A 20,196-nucleotide genomic window follows, 5' to 3' on the forward strand; every position below is an offset into this window, starting at 1 on the left:
CAATGATGTCATTCGAGGTTTCATTGCCAAATATTCATGGAGAAAAAAATGAGTTACGGGAGTCAAGCAAGATTCGCGTTAAAGCTGTCGGTTGCTTCCTGCCTGGCAGCGATGTTGGGTGGTTGTTTCGATAGCGGTGGTAGCAACAACAGTCCGGCGGCCGTCGTAACGGAAACCGCCTGTACCGATCTCGCCACGCAATTCAAGATGGACGGCGTGACGATCGAAAGCGTCAAGGAAGTCGCCGCGGCAACGAGCGTTACCGGCGGCATCGGGGCAAGCGGTCCGGTGGTCGGCACCGACGCCTCCGGTTACCCGGTCGGTGTCGAGAAAATGGGCCCGATGCCGGCGCACTGCGTCATCCGCGGTTCGGCCGATCCGCACCATGGCGCCGATGGCAGCACCTATGCGATCGGATTCGAAGTTCGCCTGCCGATCGCCTCGGCCTGGAATGGCCGCTTCTTCTTCCAGGGCGGCGGCGGCGTGAACGGGTTCATGGCTTCCGCCTACGGAAACCTGCGCGGCAATCTTCTCGATGCCACCGGCATGCCGGAAGACAATGCCTTGAACCGTGGCTTCGCCGTGGCCAGCACGGACTCGGGTCACCGCGCCAATACCGCGAGCACGGACGCCGACGCTCAGACATTGTTCGGAGCGGATCCGCAAGCGCGTCTGGACTACGGCTATAACGCCGTCGCCAGGACAACGACGATCGCCAAGGCGCTGATCAACAAGCGCTATGGACGATCGCAAAACTATTCGTACTTCGTCGGCTGCTCCAATGGTGGGCGCGACGCGATGGTGGCATCGCAACGCCTGCCCAACGAGTTCGACGGCGTTTTTGCCTTGAACCCGGGATTCCAGCTTCCCAAGGCAGCGGTCAATCAGGCCTGGGATACGCAGCAGTTCTACAGCCTGAGCACCAGCATCTATGACGCCTTCACGAAGAAGGACATGGATTATGTCGCCAGCCGGATCATGACGACCTGCGATGCGCTCGATGGCGCCGCCGACGGCCTGGTCCAGGATCGGGCCGCATGCGACACGGCGATCAGCGCCGCCATTACGGGCGGAACGCTCTTCGCGACCGGCGCCAAGGATTCCGGAACGGGCCTCACCGCCGCCCAGATCACCGCGCTCACGGCGGTATTCGGTGGCGTCAAGGATTCCAGCAACGCCAGTTTCTATTCCGATTTCCCCTATGACGCCGGTATCAGCTACAGAGATTGGCGCAGTTGGAAATTGGGCATAGCGAACCCCGCCACATCGGGCGCCGGCTCGGCGGTGACACCCAGCCAGGCTGTCTCGATCGGCGCCTTCTCGTTGCCGGCAGTCTTCATGTCCGCCTACAGCCACATCACCGGCGACACCAGCACCTCTTCGGCCAACGCGCTGGCCTGGATGAATACGGTCAAGACGGCATTGGTGCCGACCGGCGCCGTCGATCCGACCAAGATCTACGCCACCTCGGGTCTCTACACGACGCCGGCGATGGACGCGACGGCCAATAGCGGCGTCGGCTTCATGTCGGGCAACAGCATCAACTACGACACCTTCAAGGCACGCAAGTCGAGGCTGATTGTCGCGCACGGGACCAGCGATGGCGTTTTCTCGTCCAATGACACGAAGAACTGGTACAAGGCGCTCAAGGGCAAGTACTCGGATGCGGCGACATTTGCCCGCTACTTCGAAATCCCCGGCATGAACCACTGTTCCGGCGGCCGCGCCGCGGACAAGTTCGATATGGTGACGGCATTGGTCAACTGGGTCGAGAAGGGCACGGTACCGGACTCGGTGACGGCAACGGTTCGCGATCAGAACTATCTCTACGCTGCCGCCGCCTGGACGCCGTACAAGCCGGACACGACCGACACCCTGTCGGTCGGCATCAACGCCACGACGATCGGCAAGACGCGTCCGCTCTGCGCCTATCCCACCGTCGCCAAGAGCACCGATGGCGGGACCAGCTGGACTTGTCAGTAATCGCCTGCGTATCCGTTCCCTTCGCGGGGACGGATCGTTGAGAACGTCGGCGACGCATCGCGAATGGATGCGTCGCCGACCGCCACAGCGCAGAGTACACCGTAATTTGTCATCGTTTCCGACGCTTCGATAACGACAAGGACGCTTCTTGCCACTATTCCAATATCAAGCCTTGCCTTCGACCGGAGGGCGCGCCGTCAAAGGCGTCATCGAGGCCGAAGGGATACGTCAAGCCCGGGCGCTGCTGCGCGAACGCGGACTGCTGGCGACGGGAATCCAGCCCGAAGCCACCGACGAACGCGCGCGACAACGCCTGCGCATCGGACAGGCCGTTCTGACCGCTTTTTCGCGACAGTTGTCGGCTTTGCTGGACGCTGGCCTGACCGTCGACGAATCGCTGACAGTCCTCGCCGAACAATCGGAGAATGTGCGTGAAAAGCGGATCATCGCGGCCCTGCGCAACGACATCGCCAGCGGCTTGTCGCTATCGGCCGCCATGCTCAAGACTCCGCGCGTATTCCCCGGCTTCTACACCTCCCTGATTCGCGCCGGCGAGGAATCGGGGCGTCTCTCCTGCGTCATGCAACGACTCGCCGCCTATCTCGAGGAGCGCGCCGAACTGGTCGGACGCATCGCCCTCGCCTTCATTTATCCCGCCGTCGTATTCTGCGTGTCGACGCTGGTCATCATCGGCATGCTCACCTGGGTCGTTCCGCAGATGGTCCAGGTATTCCAGGGCGCCCGGCAGACGCTGCCGCTGATGACGCGCGCCCTCCTCGCCATCAGCGCTTTCGCCGGTGACTGGGGCGGCGTGCTCTGCCTGTCGCTCGCTATCGCTGCTGCCATTTTCGGCCTGAGTCTGCGCAACGACGAGGCACGCGTCCGCTTTCACGCCTGGCGGCTCGGCCTGCCGGTATTCGGCCGTTTCGAGCGCGCCGCCAATACGGCGCGCTTCGCCGGCACGCTCGCCATCCTTACCGGCAGCGGCGTACCGCTATTGGCCGCGCTGTCGGCGGCCGAAGGCGTCATGAACAATCGTGTGCAACGCGCCGCGGCGGCCGGCGCTGCGGCGCAAGTGCGCGAAGGCATGGGCCTGGCGCGCGCCCTGGCCGCCACCCGTCAGTTTCCGCCAATACTCATTCATCTTACGGCCAGCGGCGAAGCCACCGGCAGACTCGACCGCATGCTTGAGCGCGCGGCACAGGAACTGGCCCGCGATTTGTCCCGGCGCATCGAAGTCTTCACCAGTCTGCTGGGACCGGCAGTCGTGTTGCTGATGGGGGGCGTCGTGCTGTTCATCGTCCTGGCCATTCTCTTGCCGGTATTTGAAATCAATCAATTCATCAGATAAACGGGGAGCATTCATGAAGTACCGTCCCATGCGGGGTTTTACCCTGATCGAAATTCTCGTCGTGGTATCCATCCTGGCGATTCTCGGCGCCTTGATCGTCCCCAAGATCATGGACCGCCCCAACGAAGCGCGCATCGTCGCGGTCAAGCAGGACATCGCCACGATCGTCGCCGCGCTCAAGCTCTACAAGCTCGATAACGGGCGCTATCCGACCACCGAACAGGGGCTGAAGGCGCTCTTGCAGAAACCGGCTTCAGAACCCGTGCCCAACAACTGGAAACGCGGCGGCTATCTGGAAAAAGCAGCCAGGGACCCCTGGGGACAGGATTACCTCTACCTCAACCCCGGCATCAACGGAGAGATCGACGTCATGAGCTATGGTGCCGACGGGAAGCAGGGAGGAGAAAGCTTTGATGCCGACATCGGCTCATGGATGCTGTAGCCCCGCGCAGGCGCTTCGCCCGCCCCGCACCGGCCGGGGATTTACGCTCATCGAAGTTCTGGTGGTATGCGCCATTATGGCAACAGCATTGGCTTTCGCCGCCCTGAAACTCGACGTCACAGACGGCGCCCGGCTCAAGGCGGCCGCCGAAGACCTGGCCGGACGGCTCGAGAATGCGCGGGATGAGGCCGTGATCCGCGGCCAGGCGATTGCCTTCTCTTCCGATGGCCAGGGCTATCAGTTCTGGCTGGCCGACCGCAACCGAAACGCCTGGGTTGTCCTCGCCGATAGCGCCCATCTCGTTTCCGGCAGGTTCGCCGGCGGCGCGCAACTGCAATCCGTCGTCATCAATGGCTCGCCACGCCCGGTTGGCGAGCGCATCACGTTCTCACCGGTCGGTCTGTCCGATGCCTTTTCATTGTCATTATCGATCGGCCCGGCACGCCTCGAGATCCTCGCCGATGCATTGGGCAGAATCGAAATACGTCATGCGCTGTAAGGGCTTCACGCTACTCGAAACGCTCGTGGCGCTCGCCGTCATTGCCATTGCCATGGGGGCCGCGCTGCGCTCGACGTATCTGGCGATCGACACGATCGGCGATCTCAAGGCGCGGAGCGCAGCCGCCTGGGTCGCTCAAAACGTCATCAACGAAATTCAGGCGACGCAGTTGTTTCCGGAATTCGGGACGAGGAATGGCAAGGCCACGCAGGGACTGCAGACATTCCAGTGGCGGCAGGATGTCACGCCGACGCAAAACACCAGTTTCCGTCGCGTCGAAGTCAGCGTCTCCCTGCCGGAAGACCCCGAACATCATCTGGCGCGTCAGGTCAGCTATGTGGCGCGCAAAACGAACTGAACATTGCCACGTCGGCGGCTTCAGCCTGGTCGAACTGCTGGTGGCGCTCACCGTCTTCGCGCTGGCGAGCCTGATTGCCTATCGCGGCCTGAACTCAATGGCCGCGACCAAAGCGGAGCTCGACGCGGAAATCCGCTTCTGGCGGGCGCTGGGAAACGTCTTCGAGCGCATGGAAATGGACTTTTCCCTGGCCCTGGCTCACCCTCTGCGCGAAACGCCGGACCGGCTTGGAGCCCCTTTCCAGGGCGCCAGCGCAACGGAAGGCTTCGTCATCGACCTCGTCCGCCAGGATGGCGACCGCACGCCGGTACAGCTGCGCTATCGTTGCCAGAACCGGACGCTGACGCTGTCGATGCGGCCAGTCAATGTGGCGCTCACGGCGGCAGCGGCAACACCGGTCGGCGGCGAGCAGACGACGGTTCTATGGCAAGGCATCGAGCGCTGCGAGGCCGCGTTTCTCGGCAGCGCAGGCGTCTGGCGGAGCGACTGGCCCGGCGGCGAAGCGCAAAGCCGGCCGCAGGGAATGCGCATCCGCCTGGCCATGCCGGGTCACGGTCAATTCGAGCGCGTCTATTACCTGCCATGACACGCCGGCACCTCCCCCGCAAAAATGAAAAAGGCATTGCGCTGGTCACGGCCATTCTGATCGTGTCTTTCGTTGCCTCGCTGGCGTTCGCATTGAGCGCGCGGGAACGCCTCTGGCTTTCGCAAACGCAAAACCGACGTCATCTGGCGACGGCGCAGAACGTGGCATGGGGCGCCGTCGACATCGCGCGACTCTCGCTGCGCGATGACATGCGCAACACCGTGGTCGATCATCTGATGGAGACCTGGACGCTGCCGGTGCCGTCGATGAGCGTCGAACAGGGGCGTGTCGGCGGTCGCGTGATTGAGATGCAGGGACGCTTCAACCTCATGGCCGTGCAAAGCGAAGGGAAGATCAACCAAAGCGGCGTCGACGCGCTGCAGCGTCTGCTTGCCGCCAACAATTTGCCGTCGTCATGGGCAGAAAGGCTGTCACAAGCGCTGGCTGCGCAAGTCACTTCCTGGCAGAAGGCGCAAAAACTGAACAAGACCAGCGCGGCCATGACCCGGACGATGCCGGTCGCGAATCTTTGCGAACTCGCCGTTCTCGCCGGAATCGACCCCGAACGGCTGGCGATCCTTGAGCCACGGGTGACGATCCTGCCGGAAATCACCGCCATCAATGTCAATTTCGCCGCACCGGAAGTACTGACGGCAGTCGTCCCGGGCTTGTCGTCGGTCGAGGCCGAACGCCTCGTCAGCCGACGTGCCTCGCGCTATTTCCGCTCGGGGCAGGATTTCGTCAATGCTTTGCCGCAGAAGCTCCAACTGCAGACACCGCCTTCCCTATTTACCGTCGAGAGCCAGTACTTCCTCGTTGAAGTCGATGCCGTCTTCGGTAAAGCGCAGTTACGCCAATTTGCACTGCTGTTTCGCGAACGAAACAAAATGCCTGAAGTCGTCTGGTGGAAACGGAGCTGACACGCCTCAGCGCACGGCCTCGGCAGGTGAAGCTCCTGCAGGAAAAGCAGTTCGGTCGGGCGAGAAGCCGTCGACAGGCGCCATCACGCGAAAAAAGATGCAGATGTCTTCCGCCTGCAGCCCCCCGGCATGGAAGCCCAGGAGTGCGTGTGGCAATGGAACGATGCTCCAGCGACGGCCCGATCCCGTTCGCTCAAAGCCATGCCAATACCTTGCGCCTCATTCGGCCATGCCGGAAAGAGAGGCCAGCCAATCGGAGAAGGTCTCTCCCTGCAGCAAGACATGCTGTCGGATTCGCTCGGCCGCCAGATCGCCCTCGCCGGCACAGAGCGCGTCGGCGATCAGACAATGCCCATCGACCGATTTCTGAAGATGCCCGCGCATTTTCAGCAGGATCTTCCGGTAGGGCGTCAGTCGTCGCGACAGCGACCGGGTATGCTCAATGAGAACCCGGTTATGGCTGGCGAGATAAACGGCCTGGTGAAAGTTCTCGTTGGCGCGACTGTAAGACTCGGAATCAGCGCTATCCCTCGCCGCCGCGCACTCCTCCAACGCCGCCGCGATGCGGGCGCGATCGCCGTCATTGTGGCGGCGTGCCGCCAGACGCGCGCACATCGACTCGAGGCCGGCCATGACCTCGAACATCTCATAAACCATATCGGGCGGTGTGACGGTCACGCTTGCTCCGCGTCGCGGCGTCAGGCGAATCATTCCTAATGCATCGAGCTTGAGCAAGGCTTCCCGTATCGGCGTGCGCGAAACCCCGAAGTCCTTTGCGAGCGAGATTTCATCCAGGCGGGCGCCTGGATGAAATACGCCCGTAATGATGTTTTCCTCGATCGCATCGGCAATCCGACCGGCGACCGAATCACACTGCCGCTTGCAATCCATGACCGGCGCTCAGGCTTGCAGCATTGCCGCATGCTTTGAGCGCAAGGGCGTGCTCTTGAACCACACACGCGCGGTCTCGCTCGAATCCACCAGTTTGATCGGATAGTGAAAAGATCCGAGCACGGGGGAAACTTCGGCTTGCAACATCGTCTCGGGTTTCGCCGTGACCACCGCCACGCGAAGTTGCGGATTGGTCATCGTCGCGATCCGTACGCACGAGGCGATTTCTTCGAGAATCTGCGGAAAAACGGCGTTGCTCTCGCAACGATTGAAGTCCGCGATCAAATCGGTCACTTCGTCATTGCATATGTATTTGTCTTGCTGCAGGAGCGACAAACGGACTTCGCTTGGCGAACTGTTGCCGCTGTAACGCAACACGAGTTCGCAGCCCTGGATGCTATGTTCGACCATGTATTCCTCCCTCGATAGCCGGCGCGAGTTGAGAACCGGCGTTGCTACTGCGCCATTTGAACGGAGAGTTCGCCTTCGAACGCGTTGTCTGCGGGGGTCATCTCCGGCAGACCAAATTTTCTCCGCGCAAGACGAATGCGGAAGAATCCGGCGACATTGATGCAGGCGACAAGGAGGAACAGCGCGGCAAAACCAGTGGCGAAACTCAATTGACACCTCCACACAAAGCAACTTTCGTAGCGAGTATCCGATAGGAATACCCCGGGGAAAGAATCTCCTCCACCCCGACCGGCGGCGTTCTTGCCCGTATGACATCTGGCAAAGGTCAATCGAGCAGAAGCCGTGTACGTCAGGATTGAGTCAATTCGTGCGCGAATGGTAGAGGAGGTGGTGACGGATGAATATAGAACAGATGTTCTATGCCACGGGCGCTTGCAGCAGCCGGATCTCGGCCGAAAAAGACTGCGCCAGCGCTGCCTTGTTCGCGATGCCGAGCTTCAGATAAATGCTGTGCAACTGATTTCTCACGGTCGCCGGAGAAATTCCGATTTCCCTGGCAATCTCCTTGTAACTCAGCCCCTTGGCGGCGAGCGATGCAACCCGCGTTTCGGCCTGGGTCAGACCGTTGCGCCGGGGATGCAGCGTCAACTGGATGAAGAGGAAACGGTCGTGAACGGTGCAGGTCGCGTTGAATGTCCTGCCAAGATATTGCCTGCTACTGCTGCGCCGAAGCGCCTCCATGAACAAGGCCGGGAGAATCGGCGGAATCCAGTTGCCCCATTCCGCCGCGAGCACCGCGATCGTCGGCGCGTCGGCGAACTGGAGGCTGCCATCGAAGCCACTGAGCAGGCTGATTCTTTGCAATTGGGGCTCGTCATGTTTCAGATGGATTCTCTGATTGATGGCCCGCGCTTTGAAAAGATGAGGAATGATCAGTTCGGAAAGCTTCTTGTCGGTGGCGTCATACGCGTCTTTCGGACGGGCGCGCCATAAGGAAATGGTATCCAGATTGAATTTTGAGATTCCCTCGTCAATCAGTGTCAGGCCATGAGCCACGTTGAATTTCCTGCAGTACGCAAGCATGTCGGGCTTGTGCCGGTTATCAACCTGGCTGTCGGCAATAATGCTGCGCCCCTTGTGGCGCAAGGCCATGACACCGAGCCCGTCTTCGCTTTTCAGATGCTGACGCTCGGTCAGCTTTTCGATGGGCTGGTTATGCAGGTGGATGGATTGAACCTTGATGCCGTTTTCGGGTGCATAGACGATTCCCAGAACGGCGGCGGAATCGAAGCCCACCAGGCGTTTCATCAAGCCGAGCGCTTGCGAATCGAATTCGGTCAGACTGCACTCGTGCGCGGAACCATAAATATCGAGGACGACTTTGCTGAATTGTTCCATCACATTCACCAGCTCTTCTGATCAACAACTCATAGCGCTTGCAATCGAAAAACAAGCAAGCCAGACAGCATGACCCTTGATTACCGACATTCCTTTTTGCATGCAAAAATGATTATGCAGGATATTTAAAAACAACAGTTTACTCTTATATTCAATATCGATACCATACCGCCGGCATTTTATAAAAACACTAGGGGAAAGTTCTTCATGTTTGTCTATTTTGTTGGCATCGTGTCGTGCCTGCTGTCTACGCTTGCGCTCGCTAGCGATGCCCGCTCTTATGTACAGATGCCCGTTTCGACCAGTCTTGCCGAATTCCGGGTGGCGCAGAGCCAGACCATCGCGCCGGGACAACCCCGTGATGTGAAGACGGACAACCAGACCGATTCGATCAAACTCACGCACTATTTCGATCTGCTCGGGACGCTCGGGGCGCTACAGGTGACGACGCCCTATACCCGACTGAACCGGCACAGCGTTACGGACACAACGGCAAGCGGCATGTCGGACAGCAGCATCGTCCTCGGCGTCGGGCTTTATAACATGCCGGCCTTATCCCGCGAGGCGTTCCAGAAGTTCGACAAGAACGGGTTTTCAGCCGCCGGCGCCGTGACTTTCTACGGCAATACAGGCACTTATGACAAAACAAAAGCCTTGAACACCGGATCGAACCGAAGCGCGCAAAAAGTCGAAATCCAGACGGCATGGCGAAGCGATGCCCTGCTTCTCGAAGCCATTGCCGGCGGCACCCAGTACGGCAGGAACGCGGAATACCTGACCAACAATACGCTCGAACAAAAGACGCTGTATCACGCGGAAACTCATTTCAGCTACAACGTCAGCTCCAAGCTCTGGGCGAGTCTTGATACCTTCTTCGTCAATGGCGGCGAAGCCGTGCTGAACAATCGCAGCATGAACAATTCGCAACGCTCCTTTTCCAGCGGTTTCGTTACCGGTTACATGCTCGCGAACAATCAGCTGGTCAAGCTGATTTACCAAAACAACGTCAACAGCTCGAAGGTATCGACCCGGTTACAGGGCTTGGCATTGTCCTATACCTATGCATTTTGATAATTCCCGCTTGTCGAGACACTAGCGCCTCGTTTTTTCCGCAGGGTGGAATTTATGGTGACTGCATCGCTCCCCTCGATCGTCGGCTTGACGGCGCTGCTGATCGGATTTATCGCCGTCGGACTCAAGTCGGACGTTCGCCTCCGGCTGGTTTCCGCGCTGGCATGTTTCATCTGGTCGATCCATTTCTGCATGATTCCCGGCGCAGCGACGGCTGCCGTCCTCTATGTGGTCATGGGGCTGAGATACTTGTGCGCCACCTGGCTCCTGAGCAAACCCCTGAAAACCAAGCTGATCTGCCTCTGCATCTTTGAGTTGAGCTTTCTGATCGGCCTGTATTACACCTGGACGGGCTTGCCATCGTTCCTTTCCTGGTTGGCGACGGCGCTACTCACCTACTGCGCCTTCTTCCTGACCGGCTATCGCTTGCGCAAATGGCTCTATCCGATCGGCGGGATATGGCTGATCCACTCGGCGCTGGTTGGCAGTTGGCCGCATATGGCGGCCAGCATGATCCAGCTGACGATCAATCATTTCGTTGCAAGGAAGCTGCGGAAGGAATCAGCCCTGGATCAGGAAGGCATGGCATTCGACCGCGCGCAATGACGATGAGATTTTCGTCATCCATTTCCAGGACCGGCGTGGCTACGGGCCAGGACGTGGAATTGCCCCATTCCTCGCGGACTGAATGACTGTCCTGAGCGCTTGACCCTCGAGAACCTGCGATAGAGAGAAGCATCATGGAACAATTCAGCCGATTGGTCCTGGAATTGTACGGAGCAGCCCATGAGTGCACTCTGACCGAATTCGATTCCCACGCGCTGAAACTGACAAAAGAGTATATCGGCTTCGATTCCGCGGCAATCATGGGGATTGTTTACTCACCCGAACACGGCGTTCGCGTGCAATCCATTCATTTGCATAATCAGCCGATCGACAAGCTGCTTGAACGGAACAATCTCCGAAGCGAAGACGGTCTCTTTCTCAAAGCCGCCAGGAACAAGGGAAGCAGCATCATTGCCGACGCGCGGTTCGACAACAGAAACAAGCCGGACATGCGTCAGTACTGCAAGAAGTTCGAAGTTGCCCACGGCCTCACGCTGGTCGACAATGGCATCACACGATTCAATCTCGACACCATCTCCTTGTGGCGAGCCCGCCCGAAGGATGCGTATGATGCGAAGGACAAGAAATCGTCGGAGTTGATTCTTCCTCACTTCTTCAAAGCCAGGGCAATCAATCAAAAGATAAACATCGATAACGCCAAGGCGACATCCCGGCAAATCAGTTTGCTGGCGGGATTCGACGGATGTCTGCAATTCCTCGACGAAGCGACGATTGAAGTCCTGACGGGCGAATGGGAAAACTGGGGGCCGCCCATTCTTCCCGCCTCATTCATGGGCACGCTGCGCCGCCATGGCACAAGACAATATCTTGGGAAGACGTTCGTCGCACACTGCACGGTTCATGAGCGATATCTTGTCATCCTGCTGACGCTGCGCCGCCGCTGCCAGGACCTGACCGAAGCCGAAAGCAATGTCGCGCAGCTCGCCGTGCGAGGCTTGAGTTACAAGGAGATCGCCAAAGAACTCGGGAGATCGCCCGCCACCGTCCGCAATCAGCTGCACAGCGCCTACCTGAAACGCGGCGTCTCGAACAAGCTCGCTTTGGCACACTCCCTGTCCGATCAATTCAGGAAGCTGCACGCGGCGGACGGATAGCCGCTCCCTTTAGGGGAGGGACAACTGGGCCGCAGCGCACGCAACTGACTGCGTCTCGCACCTGAATCTTGGTTGAAGTCATTCAGCGGTCGCGTTCGGAGGGGGGCGCCAAGCCATCTGCAGCCCTCGCCAAGCAATTATTGGCTGTCTCGTCGCCGATGACGACAAGCCGGGCTCAAAGGGGTCTGCACTGCGCCCGGGGGAAGTCCTTCAAGAGATTTCTCGGGTCGTTCGTTGTTGCATTCCTGGCGCCACACTTCGATGGTTGTCTTTGCTTGGCCCAAGCAGACAAACCAATGCTCATTCAAGCATTCGTCGCGTAGGCGTCCGTTGAACGATTCAATGTAAGCATTCTGATTCGGTTTGCCGGGTTGTATTTGTCGCTTTGCACACCACGCTGATGTGCCCAGTTCAGCATGGCACGGCCGCAGAATTCCTTGCCGTTGTCTGTCCGAATCACGCGGAGCAACCCCCTTTCGAACCAGAGCCGGTCCAATATCCGAGTCAGCGATTCGCCGCCAATCGCTCGTTCCCGAACGACGGAACCGCCTCGTGCGCGGCGTCATCCGTCTATGGGATTGGACTCTAATTCCGGCTGCTACTCAATTACGGGGAGACTGAATCGCCCTGAAATCTGTGAACACCCTTACGCCTTGAACTCGAGGCACAAGGAAGTGTTATGAGCAGCAAGCGCTGCACGGACGAATTCAAGGTCGAGGCGATCGAACAGATAACGGAAGATGAACATCCCGTCGCAGAAGTAGCGGGACGGCAGGACGCCGCCCTGCATCGCTTGTATCAATGGCCGAAGGAGTATGATCAGCCGGCCGAAGCGGGACAGCACCAGAATTACGACCAATTCGTAAAGATGGAACGGGCTTTGCAGCCTCATTTACCCCCGAGATGGTCTGTAATGGCGTTGAACCATTTGCGAAGGCAGTCGGCATTGTGGAAATACAACTCAATTTGGCCAGGAGTGATGCTTTCCTCGACACTGAAGCTGGGACGCCCCATGTTTTCGTGATCGTGCCACCGGAAATTCATGAATCCGCACAGTCCGTCGTCCAGACAGGCGTCGTTCCTGATCCTAAGCAAAGCACCCGCATTGAGAACCAAGTGTGGATGGCCGATCTTTCGATCGCATCCGGGACAGAGGAGCATCTTCTCTGCCCGACGACGTCGCGTTAGCTGACGCTCGTGCTCGCTAAGCAGCGCCAGACAACTCTCGGCTTCAATCTCCTGCCGATCCGAAGCTCGGCAAGCGGGCACATCGGCATCGACCTCGGACGATGCTGTTTCGCTATCGCCCGGCAACGATTCGATGATTGATTTCTGATCGGTCATTTTTTTCCTGACGAACGCGACAAACGCGCCCATTTGAATGAAAACGTCGTCGATCCTAGTCGATTTAAAGCGGCGATAGAACCAGGTTCTCTCTTCTTCGCCGTTTTTTCCAACCCGGCTGCCAGCAATCCTCTCCTTCTCACGAAACCAAGCCAACAAGCCCCTGATCGCAGGAGATTTAGCGTAGTCCGTTCCAATGGTGACGTGGCCCCTCACGGGTTGCGCAGCAGGCATTATTGGCGCCTTGGGGAGGCCCGCCTCTTCTTCGCCGTGTGTAGCATTGCCGTGTGACAGTTTCATAGCAAAAACGCCTTGCAGCGTCGTAATGACAGTGCAAGGCGTCTGCTTGTTGTTGGCAGAGTGGACAGGGCTCCGTAGTTAAAATTTGTAACGCTTTATATTCATAATATTATGACAGCATATCTTTTCTTGTGTGTAACACCCGTGTGGGCATCAATTTTTCTATTTCAAATAGGCTAGAAACCTAAGCAACCGCCGGTTGCGTGTGCCGACCGGAACCTTTCTCTGACTCACCTATTTCCGATCGAGGACGAGGCCGTGTTTCGTCGCGATCTTCTGATACACCCCACTCTCCTTTACATTTCTCAGCGCATTGTTGAATCGGCCAAGCCATAGTTCGCTGTCGGGATAATCCCTTGACGTCATAAGGTAATTATCGCCAACCTGCAGTGGCCTTTCCAAAGTGAAGAACCTGATTTGTTCTTCTGGCGGGAATATCTTGCCGATAATATGCCATCCTAGAAAATCCAATGCGGGTACAAGATCAACGCGACCCGTTTGGAGTTTCCTGAAGTTCTGCTCCTCCTGTGAGACATAGTCAACTTGAAGATCGGCATTCCGGAACATCGTCTCGTAGAAATACCCCAACACACCGCCAATTCGATATGCTTTTAAATCAGAAAGTGTCGCAAATGGAATCGTCTTTCGCTTTCCGTCGACACTGTAATAAAAGAATTTCGTTTGCTTGCTGTACAGCGGCGCAGAAAAAACGAACTTCTGAGTTCTTTCCGGCGTGGGCACATAGGGAACTGCCGCCCAGGCGCTATGGTTCTCGACCGCAATTTCACATCGGCGCCACGGCATGTATTTGAAATCGAAAGTCACCCCCATCTGCTTCCCTATCTCCAAGAACAGGTCTGTCAAGAAGCTTTGTTCCGGACGCTCACTGACATAAGGAGGGTGTTCGCTAGTAGCGACAACGAGAATCGTGTCAGACATGGCCGCCGACACCATACCAACAAAACAGGCGCTCAGCGCCAGAAGCCTTTTCCAAACCATCTGAGGTACCCTTCCGCAAACTCGCGGAGCACACGGAAAATCGCTTTGTCATCCGGCAGAGCTCGCTCTTTCCACGATTTTGGCCCGGCTTCCGTCACTTAAGGTTATGTGAATGAAGTGCCTTTGTCATCCAGGGTCGCAAAATTTTATGGTGCCTATTCGTTTTCCGGATCGATATCGTCAGTAGCTCGTGCTTCCGCGCCGAAGACCAGGAATGCAGTCAAGGCGCTATCTTCGCGATATGCGAATGAATCGTCGTAATCGAGCTTGGCGGACCAGGTTACGCTTATCAAGCTACTTTTTGGCATGAGTGTGTCCACTTCCTGCCAAGCAGCTTTTGCTAGGCACATCGATAAGAGCCCCCCTTGCCCGACAAGCGGCGACTACCCGAGACGGTTTGTGGTCGTGCAGAAGAATGTTCCGATTGCTTCCCGGCGCCCGTGCCGACTTTGGTTGTGAACTACAGACTCGGCTGGGCAATGTTCGAGTGCATCCCCTAGTCATCTGGCACCATCAGGCACGCTATCGGTCCCATCAGTCGGCCATACGACAGCCTCACGAGGCGCAGAGAGGAGATCCCTCTCTGCAAGCCAGTTCCGTGCTTTACTTGATGGACAAAACCCGGGCGACCTCGGACTTGTAGAGCTTCTGGATTTCCGGATCGTAGCTGCTCATGAACTTGTCGATCACCGGCTGAACCGCCCGGCGCATCCGTTCCTGTTCGGCCGGGGCAACGTCGTTGTACTGCATCCCGGCCTTCTTCAGTTCGGCCACCGCCTCTTCTGCCGCCGTCAGGCTGACCTTGCGCTGGTGGTCACGCGCCTCGACTGCGGCATCCTTGAGGATTTTCTGCTCCGTTGCCGAGAGCTTGTCCCAGAACATCTTGCTCACCAGGATAATGTTGGCCGCATAGACGTGGTTGGTGGCGCTGACGTACTTCTGAACTTCATAGAACTTGTTCGAGCGGATGACGTTGAACGGGTTCTCCTGGCCATCGACGGCCTTGGTTTCGAGCGCGGTGTAGAGCTCGCTGAAGCTGAGCGGCATCGGCGACGCCTTGAGCGCTTGGAAGCTCTCCAGGAAGACCGGATTCGGAATGACGCGAAGCTTGAGTCCCTGGAAGTCCTCGAGCTTGGCGACCGGACGCTTGCTGTTGGTGACGTTACGGAAGCCAAGATCCCAGAACGTCAGGGCCACCAGACCTTTTTCCGGAAGCTTTTGCATCAGGGCTTCGCCGAGCGGGCCGTCGACCAGCGCAAAGCCCTGCTTGTAGGTGCTCACGGCAAACGGGAAGTCGATGACGCCGAGATCCTTGACGAGCCCGACCACCGACGTCGTCGCCGGCGATTGCATTTCCTGTGTGCCACCGCGCAAGGCCTGTGTCTGTTGCTGTTCGGTCCCGAGCTGATTGGACGGATATTCCTTGACCTGGATCTTGCCGCCGCTCTTTGCCGTGACGATTTCGGCGAATTTCTTGACGCCCGCACTAATCGGATGGTCAAGGTTGTTCAGATGCCCGAACCGTATGGTCCGCTGTTGAATATCGTCAGCGGCCACAGCCGATGACGAGGCCATCAGGCCGGCGAGAAGACAGGACAACAGAATACTTTGCGTTCGATTCTTCATGGAACCCTCCGGGTGGTGAACGATGCACTATGGACTGCGAACTCCAGGAAAGGGCAACAAGCGACGCCCCCTTTGTTCATGCCGGCCGTTCCCGCCATCATGCCGCACGCCCCGGCAAGGCGTGAAGCCGGGACACTCTAGGACAACCATTTCATCGGCACGAGAACCAGCGACGGGAAAAACACGAGCAGGAACATCAGCGCCGTTTCCGCAATCAGGAACGGCCAGACGCCCTTGATGACGTCATCGAGGGATTCCTTTGACACGCCCGCCACGACGTTCAGCACATTGCCGACCGGCGGCGTCAGCAGGCCGATCGCATTATTCATGATGAAGATGACGCCGAAATAGATCGGATCGATGCCGGCCTGTTTGACGACGGGGACGAGGATCGGTCCGAGGATCAGCACGGTCGGCATGAGATCGAGCGCGGTGCCGATGACGATGACCAGCAGCGTGATGACGAACATCAGCGTGATCGGGTTGTCCATGAACGGCTGCAGCAGGACGACCACCTGGGCGGGGATGTCGGCGACGGTAATCAGCCAGGCCGAGACCATGGCGCTGGCGACGAGGAACATGATCGTCGCCGAGGTCCTGACGGCGGCGACCAGCACCCGGGGAATCATCGTCAGCTTGAGTTCGCGATAGATGAGCAATCCCGCGAACAGCGAGTAGAAGACGGCGACCGACGCCGCTTCCGTCGGCGTGAACACCCCTGCCTTCATGCCGCCGATGATCACCACGGGCAGCACCAGGGCCCAGACGCCGTCCCTGAGCGCCTTGCGCAAGCGGGCGAAGTCCATCGTCCGGGGCGGCGCGTCCTTGAAGTCCTTGCGCGCCACCAGCCACCAGGTGGCGGCGAGAATCATGGCCATCATCAGTCCGGGGAAAATGCCGGCGAGAAACAGCTTGGTGATCGACAACTGGGCCGTCACCCCAAAAATGACGATGGGAATAGATGGCGGCACCACCGGCGCAATGCACCCGGCCGAGGCAATCAAGCCGGCCGAACGCGGAACGTTGTAATTGGCGTTGCGCATCATCGGGATCAGCAGCGCCGCGACCGCCGCGGTGTCGGCGACCGCCGACCCGGAAATGCTGGCGACGATCGCCGCGGCGATGATCGCCACATAACCGAGGCCACCGCGGACATGCCCGACCAACGCATCGGCGACATCGACGATGCGCTGCGACAAGCCACCGGCATTCATCAGTTCGCCGGTCAGCATGAAAAACGGCACCGCCATCAGCGGGTAGTTGTTGGCGCCTTCCAAGAGGTTCTGGGCGACGATCTGGGAATCGAAATTCCCCATCTGGACCATCATCGCGACGCCGCAGATCAACAAGGAGAAGGCAATCGGCGCGCCGAGCGCCATGGCAGCCAGGAGCGCCAGGACAAAGGTTGCTATGGTCATGGAGGATTCGCCTACTCGCCCGAGCGGGCGCTATTCGGAATGAGTTCGTCGCTGGGCATGCGGCCGGTGAGCTGGCGCCACAGCGAAACGGCCAGGACCAGGGCCATGCCGGCACTGGCGATCAGCAGCGAGGCCTGGATGATGCCCATCGGGATATTGGTCACGGGCGCCAGATCCTCCATGCCGAGGACGACCTGCTTCCACGATCCATGCACGAGCAGCAGACAGCAGAGCAGCGAGAGAAAATCGGCGAGGAAGCGACAGACGCGCCGCCCGGTGTCGCCGAACAGGCTGATGACGCTGCTCATGCCGAGGTGGGCGTTGTCCTTCATGACGACCAGCGCCCCGATCAGCGTGATCCAGATGAAGAGAAAGCGCGACATCTCTTCCGAAAACATGATGCCCGTGTTGAAGCCATAACGCAGGACGACATTGCCGAAGACGAGCGTTGCCATCACGGCAAGCACGACCGCCAGCAGTCCTTCCACCCACTTCACGATTCTTGTCATGATGCCCTCTCTGGTCATGCCCGTGCCATGGCCTGTGCCGAATTCAGGAAAAGCGGCCGCCTGACAGGCGCCGCTTGCGCATCGCGGCGAGACCATTAAAGCAGCGCCATGTATCGTCAATTTGTCCGCTGCGACGCGCTTTGTATCCTTCTGTGTCAAAGTCATCAGCGATACATCGCGATACATAGCGGCGGTCGAAACGACTGGAAATCAACGCTGCGAGGGAGTTAAATTGACGCCATGAACGAACCCAAATCGGCCCATATCCTGGTCATCGATGATGATCGCGACATTCGCGAACTGGTCGGCGAATATCTGGAGCAGAATGGTTTTCGCGTTTCCTGCGCCGGAGACGGAAAACAGATGGACAGCGTCCTGGCGAGCAAAGCGCCGATCGATCTGATCGTCCTCGACCTGATGCTGCCCGGCGAAGATGGGCTCTCGATTTTTCGCCGCCTGCGCGCCGACTATCGCCCGCCGATTCCCGTCCTCATGCTCACCGCCCGGTCCGACGATATCGATCGCATCATCGGGCTCGAACTCGGCGCCGACGATTACCTGACCAAGCCCTTTGTGCCGCGCGAACTGGTCGCCCGGATCCGTGCGGTGTTGCGGCGGGTCCGCATGTTGCCGCCCTCGAGCGTGACCGAATCGAGCGCCCGCTCGGCGGCGTTTGGCGATTGGCGGCTCGACCTGCTGCAACGCAACCTGATCGACCAGCAAGGTGTCGTCACCCCGCTCGGCGGCGCCGAATACGCCCTGCTGCGCCTGTTTATCGATCATCCGCAACACATTTTCAGTCGCGACCAGTTGCTGACGCAATTGGCACGCCGGGAGTTCGAGATTGAGGATCGCTCGATCGACCTGCGGGTCAGTCGCCTGCGCCGCCGGCTTGGCGATCATGCCCGCGATCCCAAGTACATCCGGACGATTCGCAACGAGGGCTATGTCTTCGCTCAAGCCGTCAATTACGAGGCTTGACCGTGTTCCGCTCGCTATCCGCCCGTCTCTTCGCGATCCTGACGATCGGGCTCGGCGTCATCCAGATCGCCAGTTTCATCGGCTTCATGGCGTATCGAGGCCAGGAGATCAAGGAACAGATCACCCGTTTTCTCGGGGCCGACCTCTCGTTCGCCTACGACTTCATGCGCAGCCTTCCGCCCGAACAGCGCCTGGAATGGCTGGCCCGACTGAACCAGGGCTTTCATTACCGCTTTTCGCTGGAACCCGCATCGACACCCATCGTCGAGACGCCACCCAATGACGAACGACTGATCGAGCTGTCGGCGGTGCTGCGGGCGAACCTGCCGGCAGAAGCCAAGCTGAGCTTCCGCGAGCCTCCTGGCGTCCCCGCCTCGGCCAAGGACAAGTCGATCCAGACCGTGCTGGTACTCGATTCGCATCACGCCCTGGTGCTTCATCTGTTCGACCCGTTCAGCATGCCCTCCGAAGGTTCGCTGATGGCCTTCCTGGTCTTCGTCTTGCTGGCGGTATCGCCCTTCGTCTGGTGGGCCGTCCGCGTGGCGACGCGCCCGATCGATCGCATGCTCCTCACCATCGAGCAATTCGGCAAGCATCCGAATTCGCCGCCGGTCCCCGAAGCCGGCCCGGATGAACTGAAGAAGGCGGCGCAGGCGGTCAATGCCATGCGCGAACGAATCCTCCGGCATATCGAGGAAAGAACGCAAATCCTGGCGGCGATCGCCCATGATCTGCAGACGCCGTTGACGCGGCTGCGCCTTCGTTGCGAAGCGCTGGTCGCCGGCTCGCAGCGCGATCACCTGATTCACGATGTCGAATACATGGCCGAACTCGTCACCGAAGGGCTCGATTACGCGCGCAGCGCGCAGTTGTCGGAGACCCTGACCGCGATCGAAGTCAATCAATGGCTCGAAGGGATGATTGACGATGCGCTCGATTCAGGCGCCCAGTGTCGTCTGACAGGACACGCCAACACCCCGTACTCGGGCGCCCTTCGCGCGCTGACGCGCGCCATGCAGAACCTCATCGAGAACGCGCTCAAATATGGCGAGGAAGCCGAGATCCGGATCGAGGACTCGCCGGAACGACTGTTGATTCGCGTGCTGGATAATGGCCCAGGACTGAGCGACGATATGCTCCCCAGGGTGTTTGACCCGTTTTTTCGCGTCGAACAGTCAAGAAGTCGCGAAACCGGCGGCAGCGGTCTCGGCCTGAGTATCGCGCGCAACATTATCTGTGCCCATGGCGGTGACATTCGTCTCGCCAATCGACCGGAAGGCGGCCTTGAAGTGAGCGTTGAATTGCCGCGGAAAATACCGGCAGGAACATCCTTGCCGAGAGACTCCGAAGATAGACGGTTACCCAACCCCAAATCCTTCCGGAGCTAA

The 20,196-nt window shown here is 58.9% G+C and carries 22 protein-coding genes and 2 pseudogenes; 13 read left to right on the forward strand and 11 right to left on the reverse strand.

The window, feature by feature from the left end; translation table 11 throughout:
• Positions 1–48 precede the first annotated feature (48 nt).
• From BLR25_RS07105 to gspK, 7 genes are all read left to right on the forward strand, one after another.
• Positions 49–1,983, forward strand: coding sequence for a tannase/feruloyl esterase family alpha/beta hydrolase (locus tag BLR25_RS07105; protein WP_176785789.1), 1,935 nt, complete (start codon positions 49–51; stop codon positions 1,981–1,983).
• Between the two features lie 148 nt (positions 1,984–2,131).
• Positions 2,132–3,334 (forward strand): type II secretion system inner membrane protein GspF, encoded by a 1,203-nt coding sequence (gene gspF / locus BLR25_RS07110; protein WP_091935941.1) that lies wholly within the window; start codon positions 2,132–2,134, stop codon positions 3,332–3,334.
• Positions 3,335–3,347: 13 nt separating this feature from the next.
• On the forward strand, positions 3,348–3,776 hold the full coding sequence (gspG, locus tag BLR25_RS07115) for a type II secretion system major pseudopilin GspG (protein WP_091935943.1): 429 nt from the start codon (positions 3,348–3,350) through the stop codon (positions 3,774–3,776).
• Positions 3,748–4,275 (forward strand): GspH/FimT family pseudopilin, encoded by a 528-nt coding sequence (locus tag BLR25_RS21520; RefSeq protein WP_281245570.1) that lies wholly within the window; start codon positions 3,748–3,750, stop codon positions 4,273–4,275. The genes gspG and BLR25_RS21520 overlap by 29 nt, the downstream gene beginning before the upstream one ends.
• Positions 4,265–4,633, forward strand: coding sequence for a type II secretion system minor pseudopilin GspI (gene gspI, locus BLR25_RS07125; protein ID WP_176785790.1), 369 nt, complete (start codon positions 4,265–4,267; stop codon positions 4,631–4,633). The genes BLR25_RS21520 and gspI overlap by 11 nt, the downstream gene beginning before the upstream one ends.
• A complete protein-coding gene (locus BLR25_RS07130; protein WP_176785791.1) occupies positions 4,611–5,219 on the forward strand; it encodes a type II secretion system protein GspJ in 609 nt (202 codons plus the stop codon). Before gspI ends, BLR25_RS07130 begins: the two co-directional genes overlap by 23 nt.
• A complete protein-coding gene (gspK, locus tag BLR25_RS07135) occupies positions 5,216–6,139 on the forward strand; it encodes a type II secretion system minor pseudopilin GspK (RefSeq protein ID WP_091935951.1) in 924 nt (307 codons plus the stop codon). The genes BLR25_RS07130 and gspK overlap by 4 nt, the downstream gene beginning before the upstream one ends.
• A 219-nt stretch (positions 6,140–6,358) precedes the next feature.
• Here gspK and BLR25_RS07140 read toward each other — a convergent pair whose 3' ends face one another.
• From BLR25_RS07140 to BLR25_RS07150, 4 genes are all read right to left on the reverse strand, one after another.
• Positions 6,359–7,030: a GntR family transcriptional regulator gene (locus BLR25_RS07140; protein ID WP_091935953.1), complete on the reverse strand. Its 672-nt coding sequence runs from the start codon at positions 7,028–7,030 to the stop codon at positions 6,359–6,361.
• A gap of 9 nt (positions 7,031–7,039) precedes the next feature.
• Positions 7,040–7,441, reverse strand: a complete 402-nt coding sequence (locus BLR25_RS07145) for a hypothetical protein (RefSeq protein WP_091935955.1) — start codon at positions 7,439–7,441, stop codon at positions 7,040–7,042.
• 44 nt (positions 7,442–7,485) lie between these two features.
• A complete protein-coding gene (locus BLR25_RS21235; protein WP_176785793.1) occupies positions 7,486–7,650 on the reverse strand; it encodes a hypothetical protein in 165 nt (54 codons plus the stop codon).
• A gap of 208 nt (positions 7,651–7,858) precedes the next feature.
• Positions 7,859–8,839: a helix-turn-helix transcriptional regulator gene (locus BLR25_RS07150; protein ID WP_091935957.1), complete on the reverse strand. Its 981-nt coding sequence runs from the start codon at positions 8,837–8,839 to the stop codon at positions 7,859–7,861.
• A gap of 207 nt (positions 8,840–9,046) precedes the next feature.
• Here BLR25_RS07150 and BLR25_RS07155 point away from each other — a divergent pair, with 207 nt between their 5' ends.
• The 3 genes from BLR25_RS07155 to BLR25_RS07165 all read left to right on the forward strand — a co-directional run bounded on the left by BLR25_RS07155 (position 9,047) and on the right by BLR25_RS07165 (position 11,631).
• Positions 9,047–9,910, forward strand: coding sequence for a transporter (locus BLR25_RS07155; RefSeq protein ID WP_091935959.1), 864 nt, complete (start codon positions 9,047–9,049; stop codon positions 9,908–9,910).
• 54 nt (positions 9,911–9,964) lie between these two features.
• Positions 9,965–10,516, forward strand: coding sequence for a YgjV family protein (locus BLR25_RS07160; RefSeq protein WP_091935961.1), 552 nt, complete (start codon positions 9,965–9,967; stop codon positions 10,514–10,516).
• A 134-nt stretch (positions 10,517–10,650) separates the two neighbouring features.
• Positions 10,651–11,631 carry a helix-turn-helix domain-containing protein gene (locus tag BLR25_RS07165; RefSeq protein WP_091935963.1) on the forward strand — a complete coding sequence of 327 codons (981 nt, stop codon included), beginning with the start codon at positions 10,651–10,653 and terminating at the stop codon, positions 11,629–11,631.
• 137 nt (positions 11,632–11,768) lie between these two features.
• Here the strand turns inward: BLR25_RS07165 and BLR25_RS07170 are convergent.
• Positions 11,769–12,198 (reverse strand): annotated as a pseudogene (locus BLR25_RS07170) (integrase core domain-containing protein); the annotation flags it as partial.
• A gap of 112 nt (positions 12,199–12,310) precedes the next feature.
• Between BLR25_RS07170 and BLR25_RS21925 the strand changes: the two are divergent.
• Positions 12,311–12,448: pseudogene (locus BLR25_RS21925) on the forward strand (transposase); the annotation flags it as partial.
• A 71-nt stretch (positions 12,449–12,519) separates the two neighbouring features.
• On the opposite strand, the gene BLR25_RS21930 reads toward BLR25_RS21925, so the two are convergent.
• From BLR25_RS21930 to BLR25_RS07200, 6 genes are all read right to left on the reverse strand, one after another.
• Entirely contained in the window at positions 12,520–13,275 is a 756-nt protein-coding gene (locus tag BLR25_RS21930; protein WP_425438684.1) for a hypothetical protein, read from the reverse strand.
• Between the two features lie 234 nt (positions 13,276–13,509).
• On the reverse strand, positions 13,510–14,274 hold the full coding sequence (locus BLR25_RS07180; protein WP_091935969.1) for a substrate-binding periplasmic protein: 765 nt from the start codon (positions 14,272–14,274) through the stop codon (positions 13,510–13,512).
• A gap of 155 nt (positions 14,275–14,429) precedes the next feature.
• Positions 14,430–14,582, reverse strand: coding sequence for a hypothetical protein (locus BLR25_RS21525; protein ID WP_218122655.1), 153 nt, complete (start codon positions 14,580–14,582; stop codon positions 14,430–14,432).
• A 295-nt stretch (positions 14,583–14,877) separates the two neighbouring features.
• A complete protein-coding gene (locus tag BLR25_RS07190) occupies positions 14,878–15,900 on the reverse strand; it encodes a TRAP transporter substrate-binding protein (protein ID WP_091935974.1) in 1,023 nt (340 codons plus the stop codon).
• Between the two features lie 137 nt (positions 15,901–16,037).
• Positions 16,038–17,318, reverse strand: a complete 1,281-nt coding sequence (locus tag BLR25_RS07195) for a TRAP transporter large permease subunit (RefSeq protein WP_091935976.1) — start codon at positions 17,316–17,318, stop codon at positions 16,038–16,040.
• 11 nt (positions 17,319–17,329) lie between these two features.
• Positions 17,330–17,827 (reverse strand): TRAP transporter small permease, encoded by a 498-nt coding sequence (locus BLR25_RS07200; protein WP_091936085.1) that lies wholly within the window; start codon positions 17,825–17,827, stop codon positions 17,330–17,332.
• A 240-nt stretch (positions 17,828–18,067) separates the two neighbouring features.
• On the opposite strand from BLR25_RS07200, the gene BLR25_RS07205 reads away from it, so the two are divergent.
• Complete coding sequence (locus tag BLR25_RS07205; RefSeq protein WP_091935978.1) at positions 18,068–18,808, forward strand: response regulator; 741 nt, start codon at positions 18,068–18,070, stop codon at positions 18,806–18,808.
• Between the two features lie 2 nt (positions 18,809–18,810).
• On the forward strand, positions 18,811–20,196 hold the full coding sequence (locus BLR25_RS07210) for an ATP-binding protein (protein ID WP_091935981.1): 1,386 nt from the start codon (positions 18,811–18,813) through the stop codon (positions 20,194–20,196).

Source organism: Propionivibrio dicarboxylicus (assembly GCF_900099695.1).
Classification (GTDB): Bacteria; Pseudomonadota; Gammaproteobacteria; order Burkholderiales; family Rhodocyclaceae; genus Propionivibrio; species Propionivibrio dicarboxylicus.